Annotated in this window: 24 protein-coding genes and 2 tRNA genes; 11 read left to right on the top strand and 15 right to left on the bottom strand. The window is 67.2% G+C overall.

Annotated elements, in window-relative coordinates; translation table 11 throughout:
* Window positions 1–107 precede the first annotated feature (107 nt).
* Entirely contained in the window at window positions 108–1,316 is a 1,209-nt protein-coding gene (locus ACFFGH_RS08145; protein WP_386666808.1) for a sensor domain-containing phosphodiesterase, read from the top strand.
* Window positions 1,317–1,381: 65 nt separating this feature from the next.
* Here the strand turns inward: ACFFGH_RS08145 and trxC are convergent, their stop codons facing one another.
* The gene (trxC, locus tag ACFFGH_RS08140) at window positions 1,382–1,825 is read right to left on the bottom strand and encodes a thioredoxin TrxC (protein WP_386666805.1); all 444 of its coding nucleotides are present in this window, start codon (window positions 1,823–1,825) and stop codon (window positions 1,382–1,384) included.
* 315 nt (window positions 1,826–2,140) lie between these two features.
* On the opposite strand from trxC, the gene ACFFGH_RS08135 reads away from it, so the two are divergent.
* Window positions 2,141–4,039, top strand: a complete 1,899-nt coding sequence (locus ACFFGH_RS08135) for a diguanylate cyclase (protein WP_386666803.1) — start codon at window positions 2,141–2,143, stop codon at window positions 4,037–4,039.
* Between the two features lie 169 nt (window positions 4,040–4,208).
* Entirely contained in the window at window positions 4,209–5,099 is an 891-nt protein-coding gene (locus tag ACFFGH_RS08130; protein WP_386667446.1) for a pirin family protein, read from the top strand.
* A 170-nt stretch (window positions 5,100–5,269) separates the two neighbouring features.
* Here ACFFGH_RS08130 and ACFFGH_RS08125 read toward each other — a convergent pair whose 3' ends face one another.
* From ACFFGH_RS08125 to ACFFGH_RS08105, 5 genes are all read right to left on the bottom strand, one after another.
* The gene (locus ACFFGH_RS08125; protein ID WP_386666800.1) at window positions 5,270–5,512 is read right to left on the bottom strand and encodes a DUF378 domain-containing protein; all 243 of its coding nucleotides are present in this window, start codon (window positions 5,510–5,512) and stop codon (window positions 5,270–5,272) included.
* 318 nt (window positions 5,513–5,830) lie between these two features.
* Window positions 5,831–6,097, bottom strand: a complete 267-nt coding sequence (locus ACFFGH_RS08120) for a DksA/TraR family C4-type zinc finger protein (protein WP_386667444.1) — start codon at window positions 6,095–6,097, stop codon at window positions 5,831–5,833.
* A 237-nt stretch (window positions 6,098–6,334) separates the two neighbouring features.
* On the bottom strand, window positions 6,335–6,481 hold the full coding sequence (locus tag ACFFGH_RS08115; protein WP_386666798.1) for a hypothetical protein: 147 nt from the start codon (window positions 6,479–6,481) through the stop codon (window positions 6,335–6,337).
* A 15-nt stretch (window positions 6,482–6,496) separates the two neighbouring features.
* The gene (locus ACFFGH_RS08110; RefSeq protein WP_386666796.1) at window positions 6,497–7,276 is read right to left on the bottom strand and encodes a glycosyltransferase; all 780 of its coding nucleotides are present in this window, start codon (window positions 7,274–7,276) and stop codon (window positions 6,497–6,499) included.
* A gap of 53 nt (window positions 7,277–7,329) precedes the next feature.
* On the bottom strand, window positions 7,330–7,716 hold the full coding sequence (locus ACFFGH_RS08105; protein ID WP_386666793.1) for a host attachment family protein: 387 nt from the start codon (window positions 7,714–7,716) through the stop codon (window positions 7,330–7,332).
* Window positions 7,717–8,104: 388 nt separating this feature from the next.
* Here ACFFGH_RS08105 and ACFFGH_RS08100 point away from each other — a divergent pair, with 388 nt between their 5' ends.
* Together ACFFGH_RS08100 and ACFFGH_RS08095 are read left to right on the top strand one after the other, a co-directional pair.
* Window positions 8,105–8,674 carry a hypothetical protein gene (locus tag ACFFGH_RS08100; RefSeq protein WP_386666791.1) on the top strand — a complete coding sequence of 190 codons (570 nt, stop codon included), beginning with the start codon at window positions 8,105–8,107 and terminating at the stop codon, window positions 8,672–8,674.
* Between the two features lie 169 nt (window positions 8,675–8,843).
* Window positions 8,844–9,686 carry a DUF2382 domain-containing protein gene (locus ACFFGH_RS08095; RefSeq protein WP_386666788.1) on the top strand — a complete coding sequence of 281 codons (843 nt, stop codon included), beginning with the start codon at window positions 8,844–8,846 and terminating at the stop codon, window positions 9,684–9,686.
* A 93-nt stretch (window positions 9,687–9,779) separates the two neighbouring features.
* On the opposite strand, the gene ACFFGH_RS08090 is transcribed toward ACFFGH_RS08095, so the two are convergent.
* Both ACFFGH_RS08090 and ACFFGH_RS08085 read right to left on the bottom strand, forming a co-directional pair.
* Window positions 9,780–10,307, bottom strand: coding sequence for a hypothetical protein (locus tag ACFFGH_RS08090; RefSeq protein WP_386666785.1), 528 nt, complete (start codon window positions 10,305–10,307; stop codon window positions 9,780–9,782).
* Window positions 10,308–10,601: 294 nt separating this feature from the next.
* The gene (locus tag ACFFGH_RS08085) at window positions 10,602–11,375 is read right to left on the bottom strand and encodes a YdcF family protein (RefSeq protein ID WP_386666783.1); all 774 of its coding nucleotides are present in this window, start codon (window positions 11,373–11,375) and stop codon (window positions 10,602–10,604) included.
* 310 nt (window positions 11,376–11,685) lie between these two features.
* Between ACFFGH_RS08085 and ACFFGH_RS08080 the strand changes: the two genes are divergently transcribed.
* The 4 genes from ACFFGH_RS08080 to ACFFGH_RS08065 all read left to right on the top strand — a co-directional run bounded on the left by ACFFGH_RS08080 (window position 11,686) and on the right by ACFFGH_RS08065 (window position 14,619).
* Window positions 11,686–12,720: a sodium:calcium antiporter gene (locus ACFFGH_RS08080; protein ID WP_386666780.1), complete on the top strand. Its 1,035-nt coding sequence runs from the start codon at window positions 11,686–11,688 to the stop codon at window positions 12,718–12,720.
* A gap of 230 nt (window positions 12,721–12,950) precedes the next feature.
* Window positions 12,951–13,130, top strand: coding sequence for a CsbD family protein (locus ACFFGH_RS08075; RefSeq protein ID WP_386666777.1), 180 nt, complete (start codon window positions 12,951–12,953; stop codon window positions 13,128–13,130).
* 156 nt (window positions 13,131–13,286) lie between these two features.
* Complete coding sequence (locus ACFFGH_RS08070) at window positions 13,287–14,072, top strand: hypothetical protein (RefSeq protein ID WP_386666775.1); 786 nt, start codon at window positions 13,287–13,289, stop codon at window positions 14,070–14,072.
* Between the two features lie 112 nt (window positions 14,073–14,184).
* Window positions 14,185–14,619: a hypothetical protein gene (locus ACFFGH_RS08065; protein WP_386666772.1), complete on the top strand. Its 435-nt coding sequence runs from the start codon at window positions 14,185–14,187 to the stop codon at window positions 14,617–14,619.
* 164 nt (window positions 14,620–14,783) lie between these two features.
* On the opposite strand, the gene ACFFGH_RS08060 is transcribed toward ACFFGH_RS08065, so the two are convergent.
* Window positions 14,784–17,144, bottom strand: coding sequence for a Tex family protein (locus tag ACFFGH_RS08060; protein ID WP_386666770.1), 2,361 nt, complete (start codon window positions 17,142–17,144; stop codon window positions 14,784–14,786).
* Window positions 17,145–17,486: 342 nt separating this feature from the next.
* Complete coding sequence (locus tag ACFFGH_RS08055) at window positions 17,487–18,020, bottom strand: arylesterase (RefSeq protein WP_386667443.1); 534 nt, start codon at window positions 18,018–18,020, stop codon at window positions 17,487–17,489.
* Between the two features lie 194 nt (window positions 18,021–18,214).
* Between ACFFGH_RS08055 and ACFFGH_RS08050 the strand changes: the two genes are divergently transcribed.
* Window positions 18,215–18,943: an ABC transporter ATP-binding protein gene (locus ACFFGH_RS08050; protein WP_446686149.1), complete on the top strand. Its 729-nt coding sequence runs from the start codon at window positions 18,215–18,217 to the stop codon at window positions 18,941–18,943.
* On the top strand, window positions 18,940–21,447 hold the full coding sequence (locus tag ACFFGH_RS08045) for an ABC transporter permease (protein WP_386666768.1): 2,508 nt from the start codon (window positions 18,940–18,942) through the stop codon (window positions 21,445–21,447). Before ACFFGH_RS08050 ends, ACFFGH_RS08045 begins: the two co-directional genes overlap by 4 nt.
* 90 nt (window positions 21,448–21,537) lie before the next feature.
* Here the strand turns inward: ACFFGH_RS08045 and ACFFGH_RS08040 are convergent, their stop codons facing one another.
* From ACFFGH_RS08040 to ppsR, 5 genes are all read right to left on the bottom strand, one after another.
* The gene (locus tag ACFFGH_RS08040; RefSeq protein ID WP_386666765.1) at window positions 21,538–21,801 is read right to left on the bottom strand and encodes a hypothetical protein; all 264 of its coding nucleotides are present in this window, start codon (window positions 21,799–21,801) and stop codon (window positions 21,538–21,540) included.
* Between the two features lie 254 nt (window positions 21,802–22,055).
* Window positions 22,056–22,131, bottom strand: a tRNA-Glu gene (locus tag ACFFGH_RS08035).
* A 63-nt stretch (window positions 22,132–22,194) separates the two neighbouring features.
* Window positions 22,195–22,270 (bottom strand) — tRNA-Ala (locus ACFFGH_RS08030).
* Between the two features lie 44 nt (window positions 22,271–22,314).
* A complete protein-coding gene (locus ACFFGH_RS08025; protein WP_386666763.1) occupies window positions 22,315–22,809 on the bottom strand; it encodes a DUF1249 domain-containing protein in 495 nt (164 codons plus the stop codon).
* A 90-nt stretch (window positions 22,810–22,899) separates the two neighbouring features.
* On the bottom strand, window positions 22,900–23,721 hold the full coding sequence (ppsR, locus tag ACFFGH_RS08020) for a posphoenolpyruvate synthetase regulatory kinase/phosphorylase PpsR (protein WP_386666760.1): 822 nt from the start codon (window positions 23,719–23,721) through the stop codon (window positions 22,900–22,902).
* Window positions 23,722–23,776: the final 55 nt, after the last annotated feature.

Below are 23,776 nucleotides of genomic sequence, written 5' to 3'. Positions count from 1 at the left end.
TGTCCACTCGTCTGAACGCGGACAGCGCGCGCGTGCCACAACCAGTCATTTTTGAAACACGGGCGCATGCGATCCTTCGGACTGGTTGTCTACGGGACAGGTGATTGGTGGACCAATACCTCGGCGGCGCGTTGCCCGCGCTCGGCGCCGCACTGAGCAATCCGCAACCCGGCTCCCCCCTGTTTCTTTCACGGCTGGTGGCCGCCGCGCGCGAACACCTCGATGCCGATATCGGGTTCCTGTGCGAGTTCGACGGCAGTGCGAAGGTCGTGCGCAAGGTGGACGGCACCGTGCACGGGCAGGAGGTTGGGGTCGGCACCTCGTTCCCGCTCGACGAGACCTACTGCCGGCGGTTGACCAGTGGCGAGCTGCCGTCGGTCGTACACGACGGCCGCAACGATCCGAGAGTGCGCGATCTGCCGATCACGCGTGAGCTGGACATCGGCACGTACATCGGCGTGCCGGTCAACCTGCCCGACGGCAGCCTCTACGGCACGCTGTGCTGCATCAGCCACGAGGTGGACCGGAGCATCCACGAGCGCGACGTGAAGTTCATGCGCGTGCTGGGCGCGCTGATCGGTAACGAGCTTGCCGAACAGCGTGCTGCCGACCAGGAGCACCGCAGCAAGCTCGACCGCATCGGCCGGCTTACCGGGAGCCTGCGCGTGGTTTACCAGCCGGTCGTCGAACTGGACGGTGGCGCACTGGTCGGCATGGAAGCGCTGGCCCGCTTCGACACCGATCCGCCGCGTTCGCCTGATCAGTGGTTTGCTGACGCGTGGTCGGTCGGGCTGGGAGCTCAACTCGAACTCGCCGCCGTGCGCGCCGCTCTGTCCCAGCGCGGCCGGCTCTCATCAGACCTGTACATGGCGATCAACGCGTCGCCGATCGTGCTGCAGTCGCAGGCGCTTCTGGATGAGCTGTACGCGGTGCGCGGCGGGCCGGTGCTGCTCGAGGTGACCGAACATGCGGCCGTCAACGAATACGGGCCGCTCATGCAGGCGCTGGCGTCCTGCCGCGCCTGCGGCGTGCGCATCGCGGTGGACGATTTCGGCGCAGGCTACTCCGGCCTGAGCCACGTGCTGCGCATCAGCCCGAACGTGCTCAAGCTCGACATGCAGCTCACGCGCGACATCGACCGCGACGGTGCGAAGCAGGCGCTCGCGTCGGCAACGGTCGGGTTTGCGGCGAAAGCCGGCGTGGACATCATTGCCGAGGGCGTCGAGAACGCGGCCGAGGCCGGCATGCTTCGCGAAATCGGCGTGCGCTACGGCCAGGGCTTCCACTTCGGCAGGCCGGGTCCGCTGCCGCACTAGCCTGAACGCGCCGGGCAGCTCAGGCCCTGCGTTTCCTGCCGGCGACCCGCCCAAGGGCGGGTGGGTCAACGAGGTAGCTTCGAACGCGTCCACGCCACGATCTGCGTGGCGTTCATCGCGCCCGACTGCCGGGCGACCTCGCGGCCGGATTTGAACAGCGCGAGCGTCGGAATACTGCGCACGCCGAATCGCGCGCCGAGCGCCTGCTCGGCCTGGGTATCGACCTTCGCAAGCCTGACCTGGGGCTCGAGCATCGGCGCGGCCGCCTCGAACTGGGGCGCCATTAGCCGGCAAGGTCCGCACCACGGGGCCCAGAAGTCGACCAGCACCGGCACGTCGCCCCGCAGCGCGCGGTCGTCGAAATCGGACGTGCTCAGCGAGCGCGGCGACCCCGTGAACAGCGGCTGGTGGCATCGACCGCAGTTCGGCCGTTCGCCGAGGCGCGCGCGCGGCACGCGGTTGAGCGCAGCGCAACTCATGCAGGGAAGCTGGAGCGGCGTATCGGACATGGGAGGCACCGGTCAAAGCTGCGACCAACGTCGCACCCCACGCGTCAACGCAGGATGCAGCATGTGCAGCCGCTTGCGGGCCTGGCGGATCGGCACATGGGCGCGGGCTTTGCTCCGGGCGCGCGCCGCAACCGGGTCAGCAGCGGTAGTTGGACAATCGACCACGTGACCGGGCGCCCGCACGCCCTTCAGAAGTCCTGCGCGCGGCCGATGTCCTCAACACAGATGGGCTCCGTTGCCTACGTCGTGCCCAGGCGCCTCGGACCCGGCGCCCGCACCCTGCTCAACCGCACCGCTGCTACCGGAAGGCCCTGAATGTCGCTGCCCCGCATATCGCTTGCTCTGCTCATGGCCGCCGCGTTGGTCTGGCCGGTTGCGGACGCGGCGCCGTCGGCGGGCGTCACCGCGCGCGAGTCGGCGTCGGCCGAGCCGCCGGCAAAGCCGGTGGACATCGCGACGCTGCTTGCCGACCGCGACCGCGACACCGTGCCGGACGCCAAGAACCAGCCCACGCGCGTGCGCGGCGTGGTGACGATCGCGTCGGGTGTCCTGCGCACTCGCGACCTGCAGGTCGTTGTGCAGGACGAGACCGGCGGCATCACCCTGTTCAAGGAGAACGAGACTGCGGAGATCGCGGTCGGCGACCTGGTCGAGGCGACGGGCCGGGTGAGCCAGTTCCGTGGTGCGGTCCAGCTGCGCGATGCGGACATCCGGCGCGTGGGCCGCGCCAATGTACCGGCTCCGCGCGAACTGTCGGTCGGCCAGGTCAACGGCTGGACCCACATCGGCAAGCGCGTGCGCATCGAAGGCGTTGCCGGCGAGCTGTCGCTGGACTCGTTCGGCCTGATCCGTATCAAGGGCGACGATGGCGCCGCCGCATCGATCTTCATCCCCGCGCCTGTCGTCGAATCGTTCGACTGGAGGCGCTATCCGCCGGGCACGCGGGTAGCCGCCACCGGCGTGCTGTCGATCTACAAGCCCAAATGGCCGTACGACGAAGGCTTCCAGGTTGTCGTAACCAGCCCCGCCGACCTGCAAGTGCTCGCCGCCCCGGCCCCGGCCTGGCAGCGTTGGGTGATCTGGGGCCTCGTGGCCGCGACCGCACTGATCGGCCTGGCGCTGCTGGTTTTCCAGCTGATCCAGAACCGCAACAAGGCCCGCCAGCGCGAACTCGCAACGCTGACCACGCTGTCGAACGCGATCTCCGCGCCGGACCTCAGCGAAGAGCAGCTCGCTCGCCACGCCTGCGAGATCCTGACCGCCTACGGCATCATCGAAGCAGCAATGGTGCAGGTGTTCGATGAGCGCGGTTACCTGCGCCAGCTCGCGACGTCGACCGCGGATCCGACCCTGAGCGGCGTGCTCGACCTCGGGGAGCCGATGTCGGTCGGAGGGACACTGGGCGAAGCGCACCACCTGCAGATCGAAGCGCGCATCGCGAAACAGGGCCTGACGCTGCTCGCGATGCACCCGCTGCTTGCACCTTCGGGTACGCAGGGCTTCCTGGTCGCCCTGTCGCCGCGCAAGCGCAAACCCAGCGAGATGCAGGAGCGCACGCTGCTCGCAGCGGTGAAACTGCTTGCGATGGCGATCGAGAACAGCAAGATCCAGCAGCGCGCGCGGGTGGAACAGCAGGAACTGCAGCAGCTGGTGATCACCGACGAGCTCACCAAGCTCTACAACCGACGCTTCCTGGACGAATACCTGCGCGTGCAGATTCCGGTCGCGCGCCGCCGCGGCGGTGGCCTCGCGTTCCTCGCGATCGACATCGACCACTTCAAGCGCGTCAACGACACCTACGGTCACGAGGCCGGCGATCGCGTGCTGGCGGGCGTGGCCGCGCAGATCCGCCAGGCGAGCCGCAGCAGCGACCTGCCCGTGCGACTGGGCGGCGAGGAGTTCCTCGCGGTCGTGGCCGAGACCGAGCCGGCTGGCGCGATGGTGTTCGCCGAGCGGCTGCGCAGCGCGATCGAGAGCCAGGAATTCGACGGCGTGGTGCCCGGCCAAGTGCTTCGGGTGACGGTTTCGATTGGCGTCGCGCTGTTCGGCCTGCACGGCGAAGACGCACCTTCGCTGCTGCGCGCAAGCGACGAGGCGATGTACGTCTCCAAGCGCGGCGGGCGCAATCGCGTGACGCTTGCGGCATCGCTCGAGAACCCGGAGCAGCCTCATCCCGTGCCGGCCATCGACCCGGCCGAAGCCGCGGCCGACTGATCCGCGCGTGCGGCCGCGTCTGCGCGCCGCACGCCTGGCCCGCTCCGCTCTCCGCGAATCACCCGCAGCAGGGTCGACTTACGGCGGAACACTCCGTCCCGGCGCGTAGTCGCCGGTTTCAAACCACCTGACCTACCCTGCCTGCACTGTCGTAGGAGGACGCGCCATGCTGGAGCGGGTGATCGAACAACGCCGCCGCGACCTGGGCGGCTTCGAGGTGGGGCGTGTGCTGCCGTTCGCGCAGCGTCGCATGGTCGGCCCCTTCATCTTTTTCGACCACATGGGCCCTGCCGATTTCGCACCGGGACTGCCGCGCGAAGTCGATGTGCGGCCGCATCCGCATATCGGGCTGTCGACCGTCACCTACCTCGTCGACGGCGAGATCATGCATCGCGACAGCGTGGGGTCCGAGCAGGCGATCCGCCCGGGCGAAGTCAACTGGATGACGGCCGGCCGCGGCATTACGCATTCCGAGCGCTTCGAAAAGGCACGCGCGCAGGGTGGCGTGTTGAACGGCCTGCAGGCCTGGGTCGCACTGCCGGAGGAGCACGAGGAAACCGAGCCGGCCTTCGAGCACTTCGCCGAAGACCGCCTGCCACTGATCGATGACCGTGGCGTTCGCTTGCGGGTGCTTGCCGGGCGCGCGTACGGCGCTGCCGCGCCGGTGCCAGTGCATTCGCCGCTGTTCTACGTGCATGCCGTGCTCGACGCCGGCACGCGGCTCGAGCTTCCTGACGGGTATGACGACCGGGCCGTCTACGTTGCCAATGGCTCGGTCGAGGTCGATGGCCGGCGCTACGAGGCCGGCCGGATGCTCGTGTTTGCCACCGGTCGTCCGGCTGAAGTCGCCGCGGTCGAGGCGTCCGTGTTGATGTTGCTCGGCGGTGATTCGGTCGGCCCGCGGCACATCGAATGGAACTTCGTGTCCTCGTCAAAAGAGCGCATCGAGCAGGCGAAAGCCGACTGGCGCGCTGGCCGGATGAAGCTGCCGGATCTGGACAACGACGAGTTCATCCCGCTGCCGCCCGATCCGCCGCCACCTCCGAATCCGATGTCCTGACGCGGCCCCTTGCTCGGCCCGGGCGACCGGCTTCCACGGCACAGCACGCTCGCACTTCAAACCCGAAGCAGCGTGCAGACCGGCAAAAAACAGAACGCCGCACCGCGGAGCACGTCCGGGTGCGGCGTTCTGCATTAAGCCGACGCAGGCGTCAGGCCTGCGCGCAACGATCAGCGGCGCGTCGTGTGGTGGTGCGCTTCGGCGTGGACCTCGTTGGTGTGGCTGGCGCGCAGCAGCGGCACGATCTGCCACAGGGCCGACAGGCCGACGAGCGTGTAGACCAGACGCGAGAGCAACGCCTCCTGGCCACCGAAGATCGCGGCGACGAGGTCGAACTGGGCAACGCCTATAAGACCCCAGTTGATACCTCCGATGATCACAAGGGCGAGCGTCAGTAAATTGAGCGCTTTCATGGTGTCTCCTGGCTGCGGCGGGATTGGTGCAACGTGACTCCGCCTGCAGTGTCCACCCCTGTCGTCAATGAAGGGAGAAGGGCTGTTTACAGTTCGACCTACGGCCGAGCTGGTTTGATGGGCGCAAACGACGCGACGCGAAGGCGAGCCGGGGCGACAGCTTGGCGATCCGACGGCCTGCGGCCTCGGAGCAATTGGCGGGCTTCCGCATGAAACTGCAGGCGCGAGCGCGCGGCCTGGGACTACGGCCGCGACTGCGCGACCGGCCGCCCTTCCCTTCGGCCCGCAGCTGCAGCACTGCGAGGACGAAGATCGCAGTCAGCGCAGCTGGCTATCCTTGCTGCCCCGTCGGTTATAGCCCGCAAAACCGGCCTCTTCGGCATCGCTGGCTTCCTGGCATGCGACGCACAGACGCGCGCCTGGCATCGCCTTGCGTCGGGCTTCCGGGATCTCGTTGTCGCAGTCTTCGCAGTGTGTGCTGCCGGGCCCGCTCGGCAGCCGGCTGCGCACCCGGCGAATCGCATCGCCGACCGTCGCATCGATCTGGTCCTGCACGGCGCCATCGCCTGCCCATCCGGTCGCCATCGTCATCTCCCGCGGCCTTTCGTCACGTCGATGGTAAAGACCCCCCGGTGAAGCCGATGCGGCCGCATCCGTGCGCCACCGGAGCGCACGGATCCATCCCGGCCAGCGTCGCAGCCCCGTCTAGTCATGCGTGCACGTCCAGCTTCCGCGCGGTATCAAGCGACTTGAGCGGAGCCCAAACCATCGGCGCAGAGCGATGCAACCGTGGCGCTCCTCGCCTGGCAGCCAGCGCCCGCGCTAGGCCTCCGCGCGGTCGGCGCCGCCGGATGCCCCTGCATGCGACAGCCGGTCGCGTACGCGATGCGCCTGGAATGCCTCACCGGCTCGCATCCAAGGACGCTCGCCATCGGCGAGCCGCGAATACAGCTCGACTGCGCGCCCCATCAGCACTTCGTTCGATCACGCCTCAGCGTCTACACGTGCACGCGCGGCCAAGGCCGCCCGCCGCGCCGGGTCCACCAATACGGCGGTGACGCGGGCGGCCAACGCGCCAACATCCTCTTCGCTGATGACGGCGCCGCGCGCATGCTCGAGCGCCATTTTCGTGCCTACCACCGCCGTCGACACGATCGGCACGCCGAGGGCCATCGCCTCGATGAGCACCAGCCCGTGCGTTTCCACCGGCGAAGCGGATACCGATGCTTCCCCTGCCCGGCATGCATCGAGCAACGCACGGCGTCTGTCGAGGTTGCCGAAGAACCGTACGTCGCCCGACGCAACGAGGTCTTGCGCCAGTCGCTTGAGGCGCGGCGCGTCCGGGCCCTCGCCGGCGATCACGAACAGCAGGTCGGGGAAGCGCGGCAGCAGTGCGCGTGCCATCTGCAGGAGAAACCCGATGTTCTTCTCGACCGCCAACCGGCTGACGGTGACGATCACCGGCCGTGATACGTCGATGCCGTGCTCGGCGCGGAAGCGCGGCCCGTCGCCCCCCGCAACCTCTTCCAGATCGATCCCAATCGGCAGCGTCGTGACGCCGTAGCGGCGCAGCACATCGACCATCTGCTCGCTGGGCACGATGAGGTGATCCACCTCGCTGCACAGCTGGCGTGAGAGGTGCTTGGCCAGCGCACGGCCCAGTGCCGCGGGAATCCACGGCAGGCAGTGCCCGACGTAATCCTCGAAATAGGCGTGGTAGGTCTCGACCGTCGGACGCCGGGCTCTTCGCGTCAGCCAATGCAACGCAACCCGGGCCGTGCGACCCGGGGTTGCGCGCTACGCGTTGCAACATCGCGTCAGTGCAGAACGCGCTCAATCTCGTCCAGCGGCGAGTTCGTCAGCGTCTTCGCGACCTCTCCCACCAGACGATCCAGCGCCTCCTTGTGCAGCAGCGGGCGCATCTGCCCCAGCGTCTGCGGATCGGCGATCAGCACCAGATGGGCGTACTCGTTCTTCAGTGCGCCGTCGTTGAGCCTGCGTGCGAGCTGCTTGGCGAACGTGGCTTCGTCGACCTCGACCTCGGGGGGTTGGACGCCGGATGGGCCTTCGTCGTCGAGGTTCTGCGGCTCGATCACCTTCTGCTGGATGAGCTGCACCGAACCGGAGTCCGCGACGTTCTGTAATAGGCGGGCGCGACCGCCGTCTGCGACCACAACCCATGCACCACGTGGAATCGTTTGCATTTGTCCTCCTCGAATCTGGCGCGAACAAGCGCCGATAGGGCGACGTTAGCCACAGCCGCGTGATGCCTGAGCAGAGAGCACGACTGCAAAGTAAAGCTCAAGCGCAGCGGGTTTACTCCTGCAGCGATGGCTGGTTTGGCCGCAGAAGCACATGGACTGATCGCCAAGCTCTAGCAATCGTAGACTCGAAAGCGCACATATTCACGCCATCATTTTAAAAATAAATGTAAAGACTCGCATCCGCGCGCGTTTCAATTGTGAGTCAACCGCCCGGAACCGAGCGAGCGCGGCAATTTGTTATTCATTCCATTAACCGTTCTTCACCGGCACGCAATGCGCCAACCCATACGGTAGCAATACACGCACTGCGAACCCGAGGAAGAATGTCATGGCAGAGATTAATGTCGAAAGGAAAAAGAAGTCCCACTGGGGCTGGATTATCGGGGCGCTTATTGCGTTATTGGTAATCTGGGCCCTGATTGAAATGCTCGACCGTGACGAAGAGGAAGCGGTCGTGGCGCCTGCGGCGACCACGCAGGTGGCCCCTGTCGCCGAGCCTGTAGCCGCCGCGCCGACGGACGTCGGTGTGACGACGGGCGACGCAACGTCGACCGCAGCCCTGCTGCCGGTCGCCACGATCCTCGCCGGTCCGGCCGGGTTCGCCGGTCAGGAGATCTCGGGCGCGGCCGTCGTGACTGACGTGCCGACCGACCGCGGTTTCTGGATCGAGCAGGATGGCCAGCGCATGCTCGCCCTGATCGCGGAGGAGCCGGGCATGGAGCAGGCAGTCAACATCAATGCGGGTCAGCGCATCGAGCTGGCGGGTGCGGTCGTTCACGACCAGGCCTCGGCCGCGCAGATTGCAGGCTCGCTTGATGCGCAGACGCAGCAGCTGATCGGCAATCAGCCGGCCTTCCTGCTCGTTGAACCGCGTGACATCACGATCGTGAGCCGTTGATTTCTAACGGCCGGTCGTTTTCAGGCCGTGGGGAACGCGGCCTTTTAATCCATCACCACCAAAGTTGCCGAGCGCATCCTTTCTAAAAGCGAAACGCGCGGGCACGCCCGGAGAATTCGTCCCCTTCCCCTCCGGGAATAACTGGAGCATTAGCTCCCGGGAGATCACCATGGATAACAGGAATATCACCAACACTGGTAACGACTACAACCGCACGCAGGCTGGCCTTGGCGCCGGTACGCTGCAGCGCCTCGACGATCTGGACGACTTCAAGGTCGCAGACGGCGATCCGGACATCCGCGGCTGGTCCGTGCGCACGTCCGACGGCCGCAAGATCGGTGAAGTCGACAGCCTGATCGTCGACACCACTGCGATGCAGGTCCGTTACCTCGACATCGATCTGGACCGCAAGGCTCTGGATCTGAAGGAAGACCGCCACGTTCTCGTGCCGATCGGTGGCGCCCGTCTCGACGACGACAAGGACGACGTGCTGTTGACCGGCATCACCGGTGCCGAGCTGCTCGCAATGCCGCCGTACCGTCACGGCCAGCCGGTGGCGCTGAACCATGACACGCGCGACCACGACGTCGATGCGAAGAAGTTCTACGGCAACCGAGAAGGCAGCGGCCGCGTCGAGCGCCTGACCCTGTCGGAAGAAGAGCTGCGCGTCGGCAAGCGCACGAGGGCGGCCGGCGAGGCGCACGTGCACAAGACGGTCGAAACCCGCCACGTCTCCGAGAAGGTGCCGCTGAAGCACGAAGAGCTGGTCATCGAGACCCGCCCGCTGCAGCCAGGCACGCCGGCTCAGGGCGAGATCACCGACGGCGAAGTGCGCATCCCGCTGATGGCCGAGGAAGTCGTGGTCGACAAGCAGGCCGTTGCACGCGAGGAAGTCGTGATCCGCAAGAAGGTTGTCGAGGACGAGAAGACCATCGAGGCCGATCTGCGCCGCGAGCGTCTGGACGTCGACCGCACCGGTGCGGACACGTCGCGCCGCGACACCCGTCACTGACGGACCGAAGCGCTCGGGCAAGATCCGAGCGCTTCCTGCGACGCAACAAAGCGAAGGGCCGGCCAGAAGCCGGCCCTTTTGCTGCGCGTGCAATCAGTTGTTGGTGAGCTTCTGGGCGGTGCTGACGATCTCGCTCACGCGCGAAGACGTGGGCGATCCGCTGACCCGAGCCATGACCTCGCCGTTCGAACCGAGCACGAACACGAACGCCTGCTCGCTCGAATCGGGCACGTTGAAAGCGCGCTCGATCGTCGACTCGGCGGTCAGCCAGGTCATGTCGTGGAAGCGCTGCGGAATCTTTTCCTTCGCGCGGCCCAGTGCATCGCTCTCGGACATGAAGAACGGCAGGTCGACGGCGATGACGTCGCGCACCTTGATCTGCTCAGGGTCGATGCGGCCCATGAGCGCGTTGGCCCACTGCCGCGTCTGCTCGGCGGCGTCGCGACTCGGCGTCACGATCAACACCATCGGCTGGCCGAGGAGCTGCGCCTCGGTGACCTTCTCCCCGGTCAACACCGTGGCATCGAAGCTGGACAACTCGGCCCTGGACGCGGATTCGGCCGGGCCCGCAGCGAAATACAGCATGCATGCAGCCGCAACTGCGGCGAACGTACTCTTCATTAGATCCTCCTGGAATTGCTGCTGAAAAACTGGCGGTCGCACCCCGCTCGGCGGTTCATAGGCGGCACAACGGCATTGCCGGATGTCGGGCCGCGGCGGCGGCGTTCTCTTCTGCTACCGGGCGGCTGGCGCGTTCCGCGCGCCTGGACCGCTGCACGAATTCGCGGTCAGAACACAGTGCATGCAGGGCCGTAATCACGCGGTGGAAGCAGCAATAGCGCGACGCCGCCCATATCGCAGCGCCCCGGGCGACGAGCCGCGCCGGCAGCCACTGCGGCGCCTTTCGAAGTCGGATCAACCAGCTGACCGCGACCGCCACCTCAGCCATTCGTAGTGCAGGTTGCCGACCATTTCGTGCAACGCAGCGTCGGCCTTTTGAAGCCCCGTGATGTCGGGCACGAGGCCCGCCGGCAGGCTTGCGCGAATCGAGCGCCTGTCGGTCGGCAGCGGACACACCTCGAAGCCCGCCGCCCGGAATGCCAGTACGGAGCGGCGCATGTGCATCGCCGACGTGGCCAGTGCGATGCGGCGTGGCAGCGCCGGCTCCAGCGCAGCGACGTTATGCGCGTTCTGCCAGGTGTTGAGCGACTTGGCCTCGAGCGTGATCACGTCGGCGGGCACACCGAACTGCTGCGCGTAGTTCGACATCAGGGCCGCATGCGGGATCCATCCGGACGCCGTGGGCCCGCCCGCCATGACGATGCTGCGCCCCGGCTGCTGGCGCCAGTACTCGATGCCGCGATCGATCCGCCGGCGTGATGTCGCGCTCAACACCTGGAACGAGTGCTCCCACCGCGGCAGCCGGTCGACACCTGCCGCGAGTACCACGACGACGTCGGGCGGTGAGGTCTGGCACCACGCAGGCGCGACGATCGCCCGCTCCAGGCGCCGTGCGAGCGTGTTCGACACCACCGGCGTCGCCACTGCGAACGCCGTCACCGCAAGACCGATCGCGAGCCCCACCAGCCACCGACGCGCCCGCAACCGCATCCCGGCAATTGCCAGCAGCATCGCGATCAGCAACCAGTTCAATGGCGATAGCGCCCAGTCCACCAGATTTACGATCAAGCCGGCACGTCCTCGTCGTTGTTCGTTCGCATCACGGTACTAGACGCGAACCGCGCGCAGATTCCGCCAGAACGCCTTCAGCGGCCCGTCGGGCGGTAGCCCAGCGCCTGCGCTGTTTGCACGGGACAGCCACGCAGCCGGGGGTAGGGTGCTGGTGCCGGAGAACCAAGGCGGAGACCTGTAACCCGGCATCGCTTGCGCGCTGCGGGACCGCGCCCCCCTGCTGCCGCCCGGCTTTTCCTGCGCGACGGGCTGCCGCATGGAACCAGCGCCCGGCACCGCGCCCCGCCCACCCGCCGTGAGGACGGTGATGCCCGACTTCCCGTCGCTCTCGATTGCAACCAACCTTGCGGTATTCGCCGTCGCCGCGGCCGCTGTGTGGACTGCAGGTACGCGGCTGGCCGCCCATGCCGATGTAATCGCGCGTGCCACCGGGCTTGGACAGGCGGTCATCGGCATGATGCTTCTTGGTGGCATCACGTCACTGCCGGAGATCGCCGTCTCCGTGACGGCGGGGCTCGCCGCCGACCCGACGCTCGCGGTCAACAACATTCTCGGGGGCGTGGCGCTGCAGGTGGCGATCATCGCGATCGGCGATGCCGTGCTGAAAGACCATGCGATTACATCGCTGGTGCGCAAGCCGATCGTGATGCTCCAGGCCGCGTTCTCGTGCCTGCTGCTGACGCTGGTGCTAGGAGCGATCGTGGTGGGCGACGTCGGAGTGGCCGGGGTCGGCGTGTGGAGCATCGCAGTCCTCGCCGCCGGTATCGCGATGTTCTGGCGCGTTGCGCGCACGGCCGGCCGCGATGGCTGGGCGCCGACCCGCGCGGCCGACGCCGATGCGGGCGATGCGGACTCGAACTCCGGGAGCGACGGCCTTCGCACCGCCATCTTCGGTGCGGCCACCACCGGGGTCGTGGTACTGGTGGCTGGCTACGTGCTGGCACGCACCGGTGAAGCGATTGCGCACCAGACCGGCCTTGGCACCGGCTTTGTCGGCGCGATCCTGGTCGGGCTGGCCACGTCGCTTCCCGAGATCAGCACCGTGATCGCGGCCGCGCGGCTGCGGCGCTACACGATGGCGTTTGCCGACATCTTCGGCACCAACATGTTCGACATCATGCTGATCTTCCTCATCGACGCCGTGCATCGCGGTCCGCCGGTGCTGGCCACGCAGGGGCGCTTTGCGGCGTTCGCCGCCCTGCTCGGCATCGTCCTCACGTTGATGTACGTGGTCGGGCTGATCGAGCGGCGCGACGACGCCAGGATGCGCCTGGGCACCGACAGCTGGTCGGTCGTCCTGCTGTACGTGTGCGGCGCAGGTGCGCTGTATTTCCTGCGCTGATGTCACGCTCCCCGGCGATCAGGTCCAGCCGCTGCAGCGCGAGCATTACGACATCGAGCACGCGTGAACCACCGGACGCCGCGATGATGACCTGCGCCGGTGGCGTCCAAGCCGATCCGGGCATTGGCTGAACCGTTACGGCGCCCGCGACACGCCTCTCACGTTCGAGTTACATGGCGCTGCCTATACCTCGGTTACACCGCAATCCTGCGGAATTCGGAGGTCCAGTCATGGACAAGAATCGCGAAAAGGGCGCCAAGCGCGAGCTCAAGGGCACGATCAACGAAGTCGTCGGCGATCTCACCGATGATCGTTCGCAAGAGATGAAGGGCAAGCTGCAGAAGAACGTCGGTGAGCTGCAGCGCGAATGGGGCGAGCAGCGCGACGAAAGCCGCCAGACCCGCCACTGATCGGCCGACGCTTCGGGCCTCGCCCCGAACCAGGGCTTTCTGAGCAGGGCCCGTTCGCACCGCGGACGGGCCTTTCGCGCGGGCTGAGCCCCGAATTCCGGACGGCCGCCTGCATGACCCGGCTTACCCTGCACCGCTGACACACCCGATTTCCGAGTGGACGACACCGCGAAAGTCACCAGCCACGACCTGTGCGCGGCACTCAAGCTCGAGCATCCGTCGGACGAGTACGTCACGATGTTCGAGGTGCGCGAAAGCGTCGGCAGTGCGCATGGTTCGCGCGCCGATGCCATCGTGCTGTCGTTGTGGCCGTCGCGCGGCTTCGAGATGACCGGTTTCGAGTTCAAGGTCAGTCGCAGCGACTGGCTGGGCGAGCTCAAGAACCCCGCCAAAGCCGACCGCATCGCGCGCTACTGCGATCGCTGGTGCCTGTTCGCGGCCCCGGGCGTGGTCAAGGAAGGCGAGCTGCCCGTCGGCTGGGGGCTATGGGAGCTGACCGCTACCCGCCAGATCCGCCGCAAGGTGCCGTCCATTACGCGTGAGCCCGAGCCGATGCCGCGCGCCTTTCTTGCGTCGCTGATGCGGTCCCGCGCCCGGCTGGACGCCGAGGACCTGGCCGCCTTGCACGCACGCCAGCGGCACGAGTGGGAGAAAGAACAGCGCCTTCGCGAGAAGGACGCGGCGTCGGGGCCCGACGCGGCGACGCGACGCGAGCTCGAACGCCTGCGCATCGGACTGAACAAGCTCGACGAGATTCGCGAGGCGACCGGGATCGACCTCGCCAACTACACGCCCAGCCAGCAGTGGATCGAACGCATGCGCCTGGCCGACAGCGTGGCACTGGAACACAAGCTGCGGCTGCTGCGTGACCTGTTCGCCGACCACGAGCTGCGCAAGCGCATCGAGATTGCGCTGCGTCCCGAGGACGGAAACGGACGATAAGTCGAGGTACGCGGTCCGTGCACCGCGAGCGCGCATCGATGCACCGTCGCGCTACACAGCTTGACCGACGCCACAAACCCCCGCTGAACCGTGTGCCGGTTGCCTTGGGTCTGTGACGGCGATCGCTGCACGGCAGGCTGCGCGGCACCGATCATGCACGCCCTCGGCCGCCGCACCACGCTGCACGGCCCCACCGCTGCGACCGGGCGTCGCGGCCGAACGTTCGATGAGCCGGGCTGCACCGGAGGAGTCAGCAATGCAATTGATGGGCGCCGAGTTGCGCAAGATCGGTTTCAAGGAAGGCCTGATGATGGGCCTGTTCAGCCTGGCGTTTACCGCCGGGCTCGCGATGGCCTTCCAGTCCACCGGCCGCGATCCGTGGGAAGCGGCGAACATTTTCGTTCCGCTGTTCATCGGCTCGCTGACCGCAGCGGCGGGCATCAGCCCGATGAAGAGCCCGAAGCTGGTCGCGCTGGTGATCGCAGGCGCCGCCGGGCTGATGAAGCTGGTCGAATGGGGCACACCGGCGCTTCAGTCCGTAGCCTGAGTTCCAGCCGGCGGGTTCGCCCGCCAGCCGCTGCGACATTCCACAGTGATCTGACGTGCCACCCACGGGTGCAGGCGTTCCCCTGCGCCCCGTTTGCTGTTGGAGCACGCTCGCGCCCTGGAGCAGCGGGAGGCAGCGCGTTCGCTGCGTCCCGTGCGTTCTGATCACGCCCCGCGCTTGGCCTTCGCAAACGCCTCTGCAAGCGCGTTGTTCGCCGGCGCGGGCGCGCTCCGCGGCGGCGCTGGCGCGCCGCGTCCCCGCTCGTCACGACGGCCCGCGGGGGCCCCGCGCGGTGCATCACGCGATTCGCTGCGCGGCGGGCGCGGCGCCGGCACGCTGTCGTCCAACCGGCGCGTCAGTGCGATGCGCTTGCGCGCGACATCGACCTCCAGCACGCGCACCTTGACGATATCGCCCGCTTTGACGGCCTCGCGCGGGTCCTTGACGTACTTGTCCGATAGCGCCGAGATGTGCACCAGCCCATCCTGGTGGACGCCGATGTCCACGAACGCGCCGAACGCGGCGACATTCGTGACCACGCCTTCGAGGATCATCCCGGGCTTGAGGTCCTTGAGGTCCTCGACGCCATCGGCAAAACGCGCGGCCTTGAACTCCGGACGCGGGTCGCGGCCGGGCTTTTCCAGTTCCTTGAGGATGTCGCGCACCGTCGGCACGCCGAACTTCTCGTCGGTGAACTGTTCGGGCCGCAGGTTGCGCAGGAACGTGATGTCGCCGATCAGCTGCTTCACGTCGCGGCCGCCCGACTTCACGATGCGCTCGACCACCGGATACGCCTCCGGGTGCACCGACGACGCGTCCAGCGGTTGATCCCCACCGGCGATACGCAGAAACCCCGCGCACTGCTCGAATGTCTTCTCGCCCAGGCGCGGCACTTCGAGCAACGCCTTGCGCGTGCGGAACGCGCCGTGCTGGTCGCGGTGCCGGACGATGTTGTCCGCAACCGTGGTCGACAGGCCCGACACGCGCGTCAGCAACGCGGCCGATGCCGTGTTGACGTCAACGCCGACCGCGTTCACGCAGTCCTCGACCTTCGCGTCCAACGCGCGCGCAAGCCGGTACTGGTCGACATCGTGCTGGTACTGCCCGACGCCGATCGACTTCGGTTCGATCTTGACCAGCTCGGCGAGCGGATCCTGCAGACGCCGCGCGATTGACACCGCGCCGCGGATCGACACATCGAGGTCAGGGAACTCGCGCGCGGCCAGCTCGGACGCCGAATAGACCGATGCCCCCGCCTCGCTGACCACGATCTTCGTGAGCTTCAGCTCGGGCGCGAGCTTGATGAGGTCGCCGGCGAGCTTGTCGGTCTCACGCGACGCCGTGCCGTTGCCGATCGCGATCAGTTCGACCTGGTGCTTCACGCATAGCGCGCGCAGCGCGTGTAGCGACTGGTCCCACTGCCGGCGCGGCTCATGCGGGTAGATCGTGTCGGTCGCCACCACCTTGCCGGTGCGATCAACCACCGCGACCTTGACGCCGGTACGCAGCCCCGGATCGAGCCCGAGCACGGCGCGCGGCCCGGCCGGCGCGGCAAGCAGCAGGTCCTTGAGGTTGTTGCCGAACACGTCGATCGCCTCGGCCTCGGCCTTCTCGCGTGCCTGCGAAAACAGGTCCAGCATCAGGTGCAGGTGCAGCTTCGCCTTCCAGGTCAGCCGGCACGCGTCGAGCAGCCACTTGTCCGCCGGGCGCCCCTGCGGCTTCACGCCCGCATGGTGCGCGACGCGACCTTCGGCCTGCAGGTGACCGGCCTCCGCATCGGTGCCGGGATCCAGATCGAGGAACACGATCTCTTCGCGACGCGCGCGGAACAGCGCCAGCAGGCGGTGCGACGGAATCCTCGCGAGCGGCTCGGCATGGTCGAAGTAATCGCGGTACTTCGCCCCCTCGTTTTCCTTGCCTTCGGCCACGCGCGCGCGGATGACGCCGACCTCCGAGAGCCACTGCCGCAGGTCGCCGACCAGCGCCGCGTCCTCGCCCCAGCGTTCCATGAGGATCGCGCGCGCGCCATCGAGCGCGGCCTTCGCATCGGCCACGCCTTTCTCGGCGTCGACAAAAGTAGCCGCGAACTGCTCGGGCACCTGCGTCGGGTCGGCAAGCAGCCCATCGGCGAGCGGCTCCAGCCCGGCTTCGCGCGCGATCTGCGCCTTCGTGCGGCGCTTGGTCTTGTACGGCAGGTAGAGATCTTCGAGCCGCGCCTTGGTGTCGGCCGCTTCGACGTCGGCGCGCAGCTCGTCGGTCAGCTTGCCCTGCTCGTTGATGCTCGCGAGCACGGCCGCACGGCGGTCTTCGAGTTCGCGCAGGTACGTCAGGCGGACTTCGAGGTTGCGCAGCTGGGTATCGTCGAGCCCGCCGGTGACTTCCTTGCGGTAGCGCGCGATGAACGGCACGGTCGCGCCTTCGTCGAGCAGTGCGATTGCGGCGCGCGCCTGTGCAGGCTGGGCGTCGATCTCGACGGCGATGGCGGAGGCGATTTTCTGGGCGAGCGAGGTGTTCGGGTCTTGCATGGTCCAACCGATGACGCCGGCACGGTGCCGGGAAGCCACCGATTGTGGCAACGCCGCCGCCGCGGCGTAAGCCGTTGACAGATGCGAACCGGCGCCGTCGGGCTGCCGGCGGTCACAAGTCTGCCGCCGCGGCTTAGATCACCCGTAAGCCACGCCGAAGATGCCGCTTCGCCGACTAGCCGCACGCAGCGGCGTGCACGAGGTCGGCGCCGCCCAACTCTGCGCTCGGCGGCCGTCGGCTAAGCCGAGCGCGGGATCAGGCGGCTGTACGCGGCTTCGAACCACGGTACGGCGCGCGGCCGATTTTCGCGGTCGCGCACGCCTTCCTAATTCCGGGCGCGATTACTTCAGCAGCGGCACCAACGCCGGCCACACGTGATCGCGCAGCTTCGGCTGCGCGGCCGCGGTCGGATGCAGGTGGTCGCGCTGGAACGCGCTGCGGTCGGATTTGATCGGCTCAAGCAGGAACGGCAGGAACGCAACGTTGTGCTTCTTCGCGACCGTGCGGAAGTTCTCTTCGAACCCCTTGGTATAAGCGCCGCCGAAGTTCGGAGGCAGTCGCATCCCGATCAGCAGCACCTTCGCACCCGCCGCCTTCGACGCGGACACCATCGCGTCGAGGTTCGCCCGGCTCTGCGCGAGCGGCAGCCCACGCAGCCCGTCGTTCGCACCCAGTTCGATCACGACCACATCGGGCTTGGCCCGTTTCAGCTCGCGGTCGATTCGGGCGCGACCGCCTGCAGTCGTTTCGCCGCTGACGCTCGCATTGACGACGCGCCAGCCGGGCTTCTGCTTCTGGATGCGGTCCTCGGTCAGCGCGACCCAGCCCTGCTTCGTCGGCAGGCGGTACGCGGCCGACAGTGAATCGCCCAACACCAGAACCGTACCGGCGCGGTTCGACTCTTCAGGCTTCGTCGCCTGGGCAGTTGCAAATGTCGCCAACAGCAGTGCCAGCGCCATCCATTGAACCCAGGTCCGCCAAGCCGCATATCCTGCTTTCATGCATTTCTCCCGTCGCTGCATCGCCGGTTGGCGCAACGACTCACCTTAGAGACACAACCGTGAAGATCATGGCCGAGGACACCCCGCCCCACGCTGAAGCGACCATGCGCGCGAAAGCGGCACTCGAGGTCGAAGGGCTCGGCAAGCGCGTACAGCTCGCATCCGGCGAACTCGTGATCCTCGACGGCATCGATTTTTCGATCGCACCCGGCGACACCGTCGCAATCGTCGGCGCGTCGGGCTCGGGCAAGAGCACCCTACTGTCGCTGATGGCGGGCCTCGATACGCCGAGCCGCGGCGAAGTACGTCTCGATGGCCGCCCGCTTTCGACGCTCGACGAAGACGGCCGTGCACGGGTCCGCGCGGACAAGGTCGGTTTCGTGTTCCAGAACTTCCAGCTGCTGCCTTCGCTGACCGCGCTGGAAAACGTGATGCTGCCGCTCGAACTGCGCGGCGATCGCGACGTCGAAGCGCCGGCACGCGCGATGCTCGCGAAGGTCGGGCTCGGCGAGCGGCTTGCGCATTACCCACGGCAGCTGTCGGGCGGCGAGCAGCAACGGGTCGCGCTCGCACGCTCGTTCGTCACCGGCCCGGCGTTGCTGTTCGCCGACGAGCCCACAGGCAACCTCGATACGCACACGGGCGAGACGATCATCGAGCTGCTGTTCTCGATGAACGCCGAACGCGGCACGACGCTGGTGCTGGTCACGCACGACGAGATGCTCGCGCGCCGCTGCTCGCGTAGGTTGCGGCTGGATGCCGGGCGGCTTGTCGCCGGGGAGCAGCAGCCGCGATGAATGCACTGCGCCTCGCCTGGAGGCAGTTCCGGCGCGATCTGCGGGCGGGCGAGATCCGCATTCTGCTCGCCGCGCTCGTGCTCGCCGTCCTGGCCGTGACCGCGGTGGGCTTCATTACCGACCGTGCCGAGCGCGGCCTCGCGATCGAAGCGAACCGCCTGCTCGGCGGCGATGCGGTGGTGCGTGCCGATGCGCCGATCGAGGGCGCGGTCGCGGCCGCGGCGGCCGACGCCGGCCTGCGACAAGCCCGCACGCAGGAGCTTCAGACGATGGTGCGGGTCGGCGATGCCGACGACGCCCGCCTGCAGCTCGGCGATCTGCGCGCGCTCGGCGAGGGCTATCCGCTGCGCGGCAGCGTCCGCCTCATCGACGCGGCTGGAACCGAGCGCGACGCCGGCAGCGTCCCGGCAGCCGGAACCGCATGGCTGAGCCGCGCGGGCGCCGACGCGCTCGATGCCCGCATCGGCGACTCGATCGCCGTCGGCGACGCGACGTTCCGGCTGACCGGCCTGGTCACGCAGGAGCCCGACGCCGCGCTCGACTACTTCGACGTTGCACCGAAGGTCTTCATCAATCTCGACGACCTGCCCGGCACCGGCCTGGTGCAGGAAGGCAGCCGGATCCGCTACCGGCTTGCGATCGCAGGCCCGCCTGCCGCAGTCGAGCGCTTCGTCGACCGGGCAAAACCCGCGCTCGGCCGTGGCCAGCGCCTGGAAACGATTGGCGAAGCCCGCCCGGAATTGCGTTCGGCGCTGGACCGCGCAGGCCGGTTCCTCGGTCTCGCTGCGCTGGTGTCCGTCATTCTTGCCGCGGTTGCCGTGGCGATGGCGGCCCGACGCCACAGCGAGCGCCACCGTGCAGGCGCAGCGGTGATGCGATGCATCGGTGCCAGCCAGGCCACGCTCGCGATCGTGCACATCGGCGAACTCATGCTGCTGGGGCTGCTCGCCAGCGGCGCCGGCATCGGACTCGCGTTCGCACTGCAGTGGCTCGTCGGCAACTGGCTGGAGCAGTCGATGGGGATGTCGATCCCCGGTGCGGAATGGGGCCCGGCGCTCGAGGGACTCGGTGTCGGTCTGACCGTGCTGCTCGCATTCGGCGCGCCGCCGGTGCTCGCACTTCGCCGCGTGCCCGCGCTGCGCGTGCTGCGGCGCGACCTGGACCCGACCGAACCCAGCGCATGGCTGGTCGGCGTGCTCGGCCTCGGTGGCCTCGCCGCGTTGCTGTGGTGGAAGGCGGGCTCGCCGACGCTTGCGCTCGCCATGCTCGGAGGCGTAGTCGCCACGCTGGCGGTACTTGGGCTGCTCGGCTGGGCGCTGGTCGCCCTGCTGCGGCGCGCGCGTTCCAGACTGCGCGGCAGCCTGCGCTACGGCCTGGCAAACGTGAGCCGGCGAGCGGGCACCAGCGTCGCTCAGATCGCCGCACTCGGGCTTGGCCTGATGGTGCTTCTGCTGCTGACGTTCGTGCGGACCGACCTGCTCGACCGGTGGCAGCTGACGCTGGCCGACGAGGCCCCGAACCGCTTCATCATCAACGCACAGCAGGACCAGCTCGCGGATGTCCGGCGCTTCATGGCCGATCGCGGGCTCGGCAAGCCCGAGCTCTACCCGATGATCCGCGCACGCCTCGCCGCTCATAACGGCCGGCCTGTCAGCGGCGCCAGCTACGAGGACGACCAACAGGCACGCCGGCGCGCCGAGCGCGAATTCAACCTGTCGGTCGCAAGTGCACTGCGCGAAGACAACGACGTTACCGCCGGCCGTTTCTGGGGCCGAACGGTGCCGGCGACACCGGAACTGTCGGTCGAGGAAAAGTTCGCCGAGGACCTCGGTTGGAAAGTGGGCGATCGGGTGCGGTTCGACATTGCAGGCCAGCCGTTCGAGGCGACGATCACCAGCCTGCGCGCAGTCGAGTGGGAGAGCTTTCGGCCGAACTTCTTCGTGATCGCGTCGCCGGGCTCGCTTGATGATTACCCGGCGAGCTACATCACCGCCGTTAGTGTGCCCCCCTCGGATTCGCGCTTTACTGCCGATCTGGTCGGTCTGTTTCCGAATCTCTCGGTGATCGATATCGACGCCGTGCTAGATCAGGTGCGCAGCACCGGCGATCAGGTCGCGACAGTCGTGCAGGTCGTGTTCTGGTTCGCGCTGGCCGCAGGCGTTCTCGTGTTGATGGCGGCCGTCAGCGCCAGTCAGGACGAGCGCCTGCTCGAAGGCGGCGTCATGCGCGTGCTTGGTGCGAACCGTCGCCAGTTGCGGCTCGCCCAGGCTTCGGAGTTCGCCGCGATCGGCCTGATTTCAGGGGTCACCGCAGCGATCGCCGCTTCCGTGCTGGCCGGTGTCGTTGCCGTGCGCGTGTTCGATCTACCGTGGGAGGCCGATTGGAAACTCGCGGCAATCGGCGGCGTGTCGGGAATGCTCGCGTCGTTGCTTGCCGGTCTTTGGGCAACGCGCCGCGTGCTCGACGCGCCGCCGTCGGTCACGCTGCGTGAGCTGCAATCGTAGGGCGCTGCAATCGAAGGACGTTGATTCCGATTCCGCGCGTGCGCGGCGCATGGCGCCACTCGTAACGCGCCGCTCGCGCCGTGCAGCGTTCTACTGATCGCGCGTCACACCATCGATCGGATCAATCGGATAGTCGAACGGGTTCGGGATAAGCCCCTGGCTGCTGAGCATCCGTTCGATCTCGGTCTGCGCATACGCCTGCCGCTCCGGCCCGGCAGCTTCGCGCACCGACTGAGCGTGCGGTTCGAAATCGCGCCAGAAATCCTCGCGCGAAGGCGAAGCGGCGAGCATCGTCGACAGGCGCGATTCAAGCTCGTACAGAAGGCTGGCGACATCGTCGGGTGGGCGGCTCATGGCGATTCGTCTCCGATGGCCCGTCGAGCATAGCGAGGCCCGGCATGAGCACGCGATGAAACACGCCGGCATCGAGACATGCCCGCGCTACCGTTCTCCCGAGCCTTTAGTACGTCAACGCTTGTAGACCGCGGCGCGCCCACCGACCGCATCGCAATCGCAATCGCAATCGCAATCGCAATCGTGCCCACCGCAAAAAACAAACGCACAAAACACCAGGGGCCGCCTTTCGGCAGCCCCCGGTGTCGGAATAGTGGCGTCCCCACGGGGATTCGAACCCCGGTCGCTACCGTGAAAGGGTAATGTCCTAGGCCTCTAGACGATGGGGACGCAGTAAAACCGAAATCGGACAATACAACCGGCCTGAGCCCGATATCTTCTTTTTTCTACCAGTGGTGGAGCCAGGCGGGATCGAACCGCCGACCTCCTGCATGCCATGCAGGCGCTCTCCCAGCTGAGCTATGGCCCCACGGGCTGGAAAGTCCGCTACTTTAAGGAGCGACCCAGAGGTCGTCAAGCCGTTTTTTGCGCGACGGACGAAATTTCTTCCGCAGGCCGAAGAGTCGCGGCGCTGTGCCCACGCTCACCCAGATACTCGAGCCATTTGCCGAGAAACGTGTTCATCCGCAAACGGTGCCCGATCAGTCGCGCAGGCGGCGGAAACATGCCGATGACGTCCTGCCAGCGACGCCCGACGTAGCAATGCGTCGCCTCGAGCTGCCGCGTGTCGTGGTAGAGCCGCAGATACGCGGACGGATCCGGCTCGCCGGTGACGGGGTCGAAGATTCCGTACGTCAGTCGCAGCTCGGTCGTGTACCGGTGTTGTTCGATCACGTCGATATGCACCGGCAGGCCGTCCCCGATATCGGACACGTAGCGCCCAACCGGCAACTCGCGCGGTGCGAAAAGCCGCACCAGGCGCGCCTCGTTTTCCGTGTACAGCGCCATCAGCCATCCGAGGCGATTGAGCTTCGGAACGAGGCGGGATCGGGTCACCATCGAGTTCATGGGACGATCCTACACGGCGACCGTGCACGGGTCTGTGCCCGCGAATGAACCGTTTCAGCCTCGTTCCGGAATCTGCGACGGCGCGCCGGCTTAGAACATTTCGCGCCGGATGTTGAGCGTGGTCAGCACCTTGCTCGCGATCTCCTCGATTGAGGTGTGGGTCGTGCTCAGGGTCGGGACCCGCTCGGCGCGGAACATCGTCTCAGCGGCCGCGACCTCGCGCCTGCAGGTCTCGAGCTGCGCATAACGCGAGTTCGGCCGTCGCTCCTGCCGGATCTGGTGCAGTCGCTGCGGATCGATTGTCAGGCCGAACAGCTTGTGTCGGTGCGCACGCAGCCGTGGCGGCAGGCGGTCGTGATCCAGGTCCTCGTCGACCAGCGGGTAGTTGGCCGCCCGCACACCGTAATGCAGCGCCAGATACACGCAGGTCGGCGTCTTGCCCGCACGCGAGACGGCAACGAGGATCACGTCGGCCTCGGAGTAATCGATGCTCTGCCCGTCGTCGTGGGTCAGGGCGAAGTTCATCGCATTGATGCGCCGATGGTAGGTATCGAAGTCGACGATCGCGTGCGCGCGCCCCATGTGCCGCTGTCGCATCTGGCCCAGCTCCCGCTCCAGCGGGTCGATAAACGGCGCGAACACGTCGAGCACCAGAGCCCCGCTTTCGCAGACCGCGGCGCAGACGTCGCTGTTTACGCACGAGTTGATCACGATGGGTCTGGCACCGTGCTGCTCGCCCACGGCACGGATCCGGGCGGCGACTTCGTGCGCGCGCTCGACCGTATCTACGAACGGATAACGTTCACTGATGAAGTGGGTGTCCGTGAACTGCGTGAGCAGGCTGTGCCCGATGGTTTCGGCAGTGATGCCGGTGCCGTCGGACACGTAGAACACAGGCCGGATCGCCAGCATCGCACACCCCTTGATGACCAGTTAAAGAGAAAAAAGTCCGTCGGATCAAGCTTGT

The sequence above is a fragment of the Lysobacter korlensis genome (genome assembly GCF_042434515.1).
Note: the sequence above shows the minus strand (reverse complement) of the source record. Positions and strands in the feature narration are given on the sequence as shown.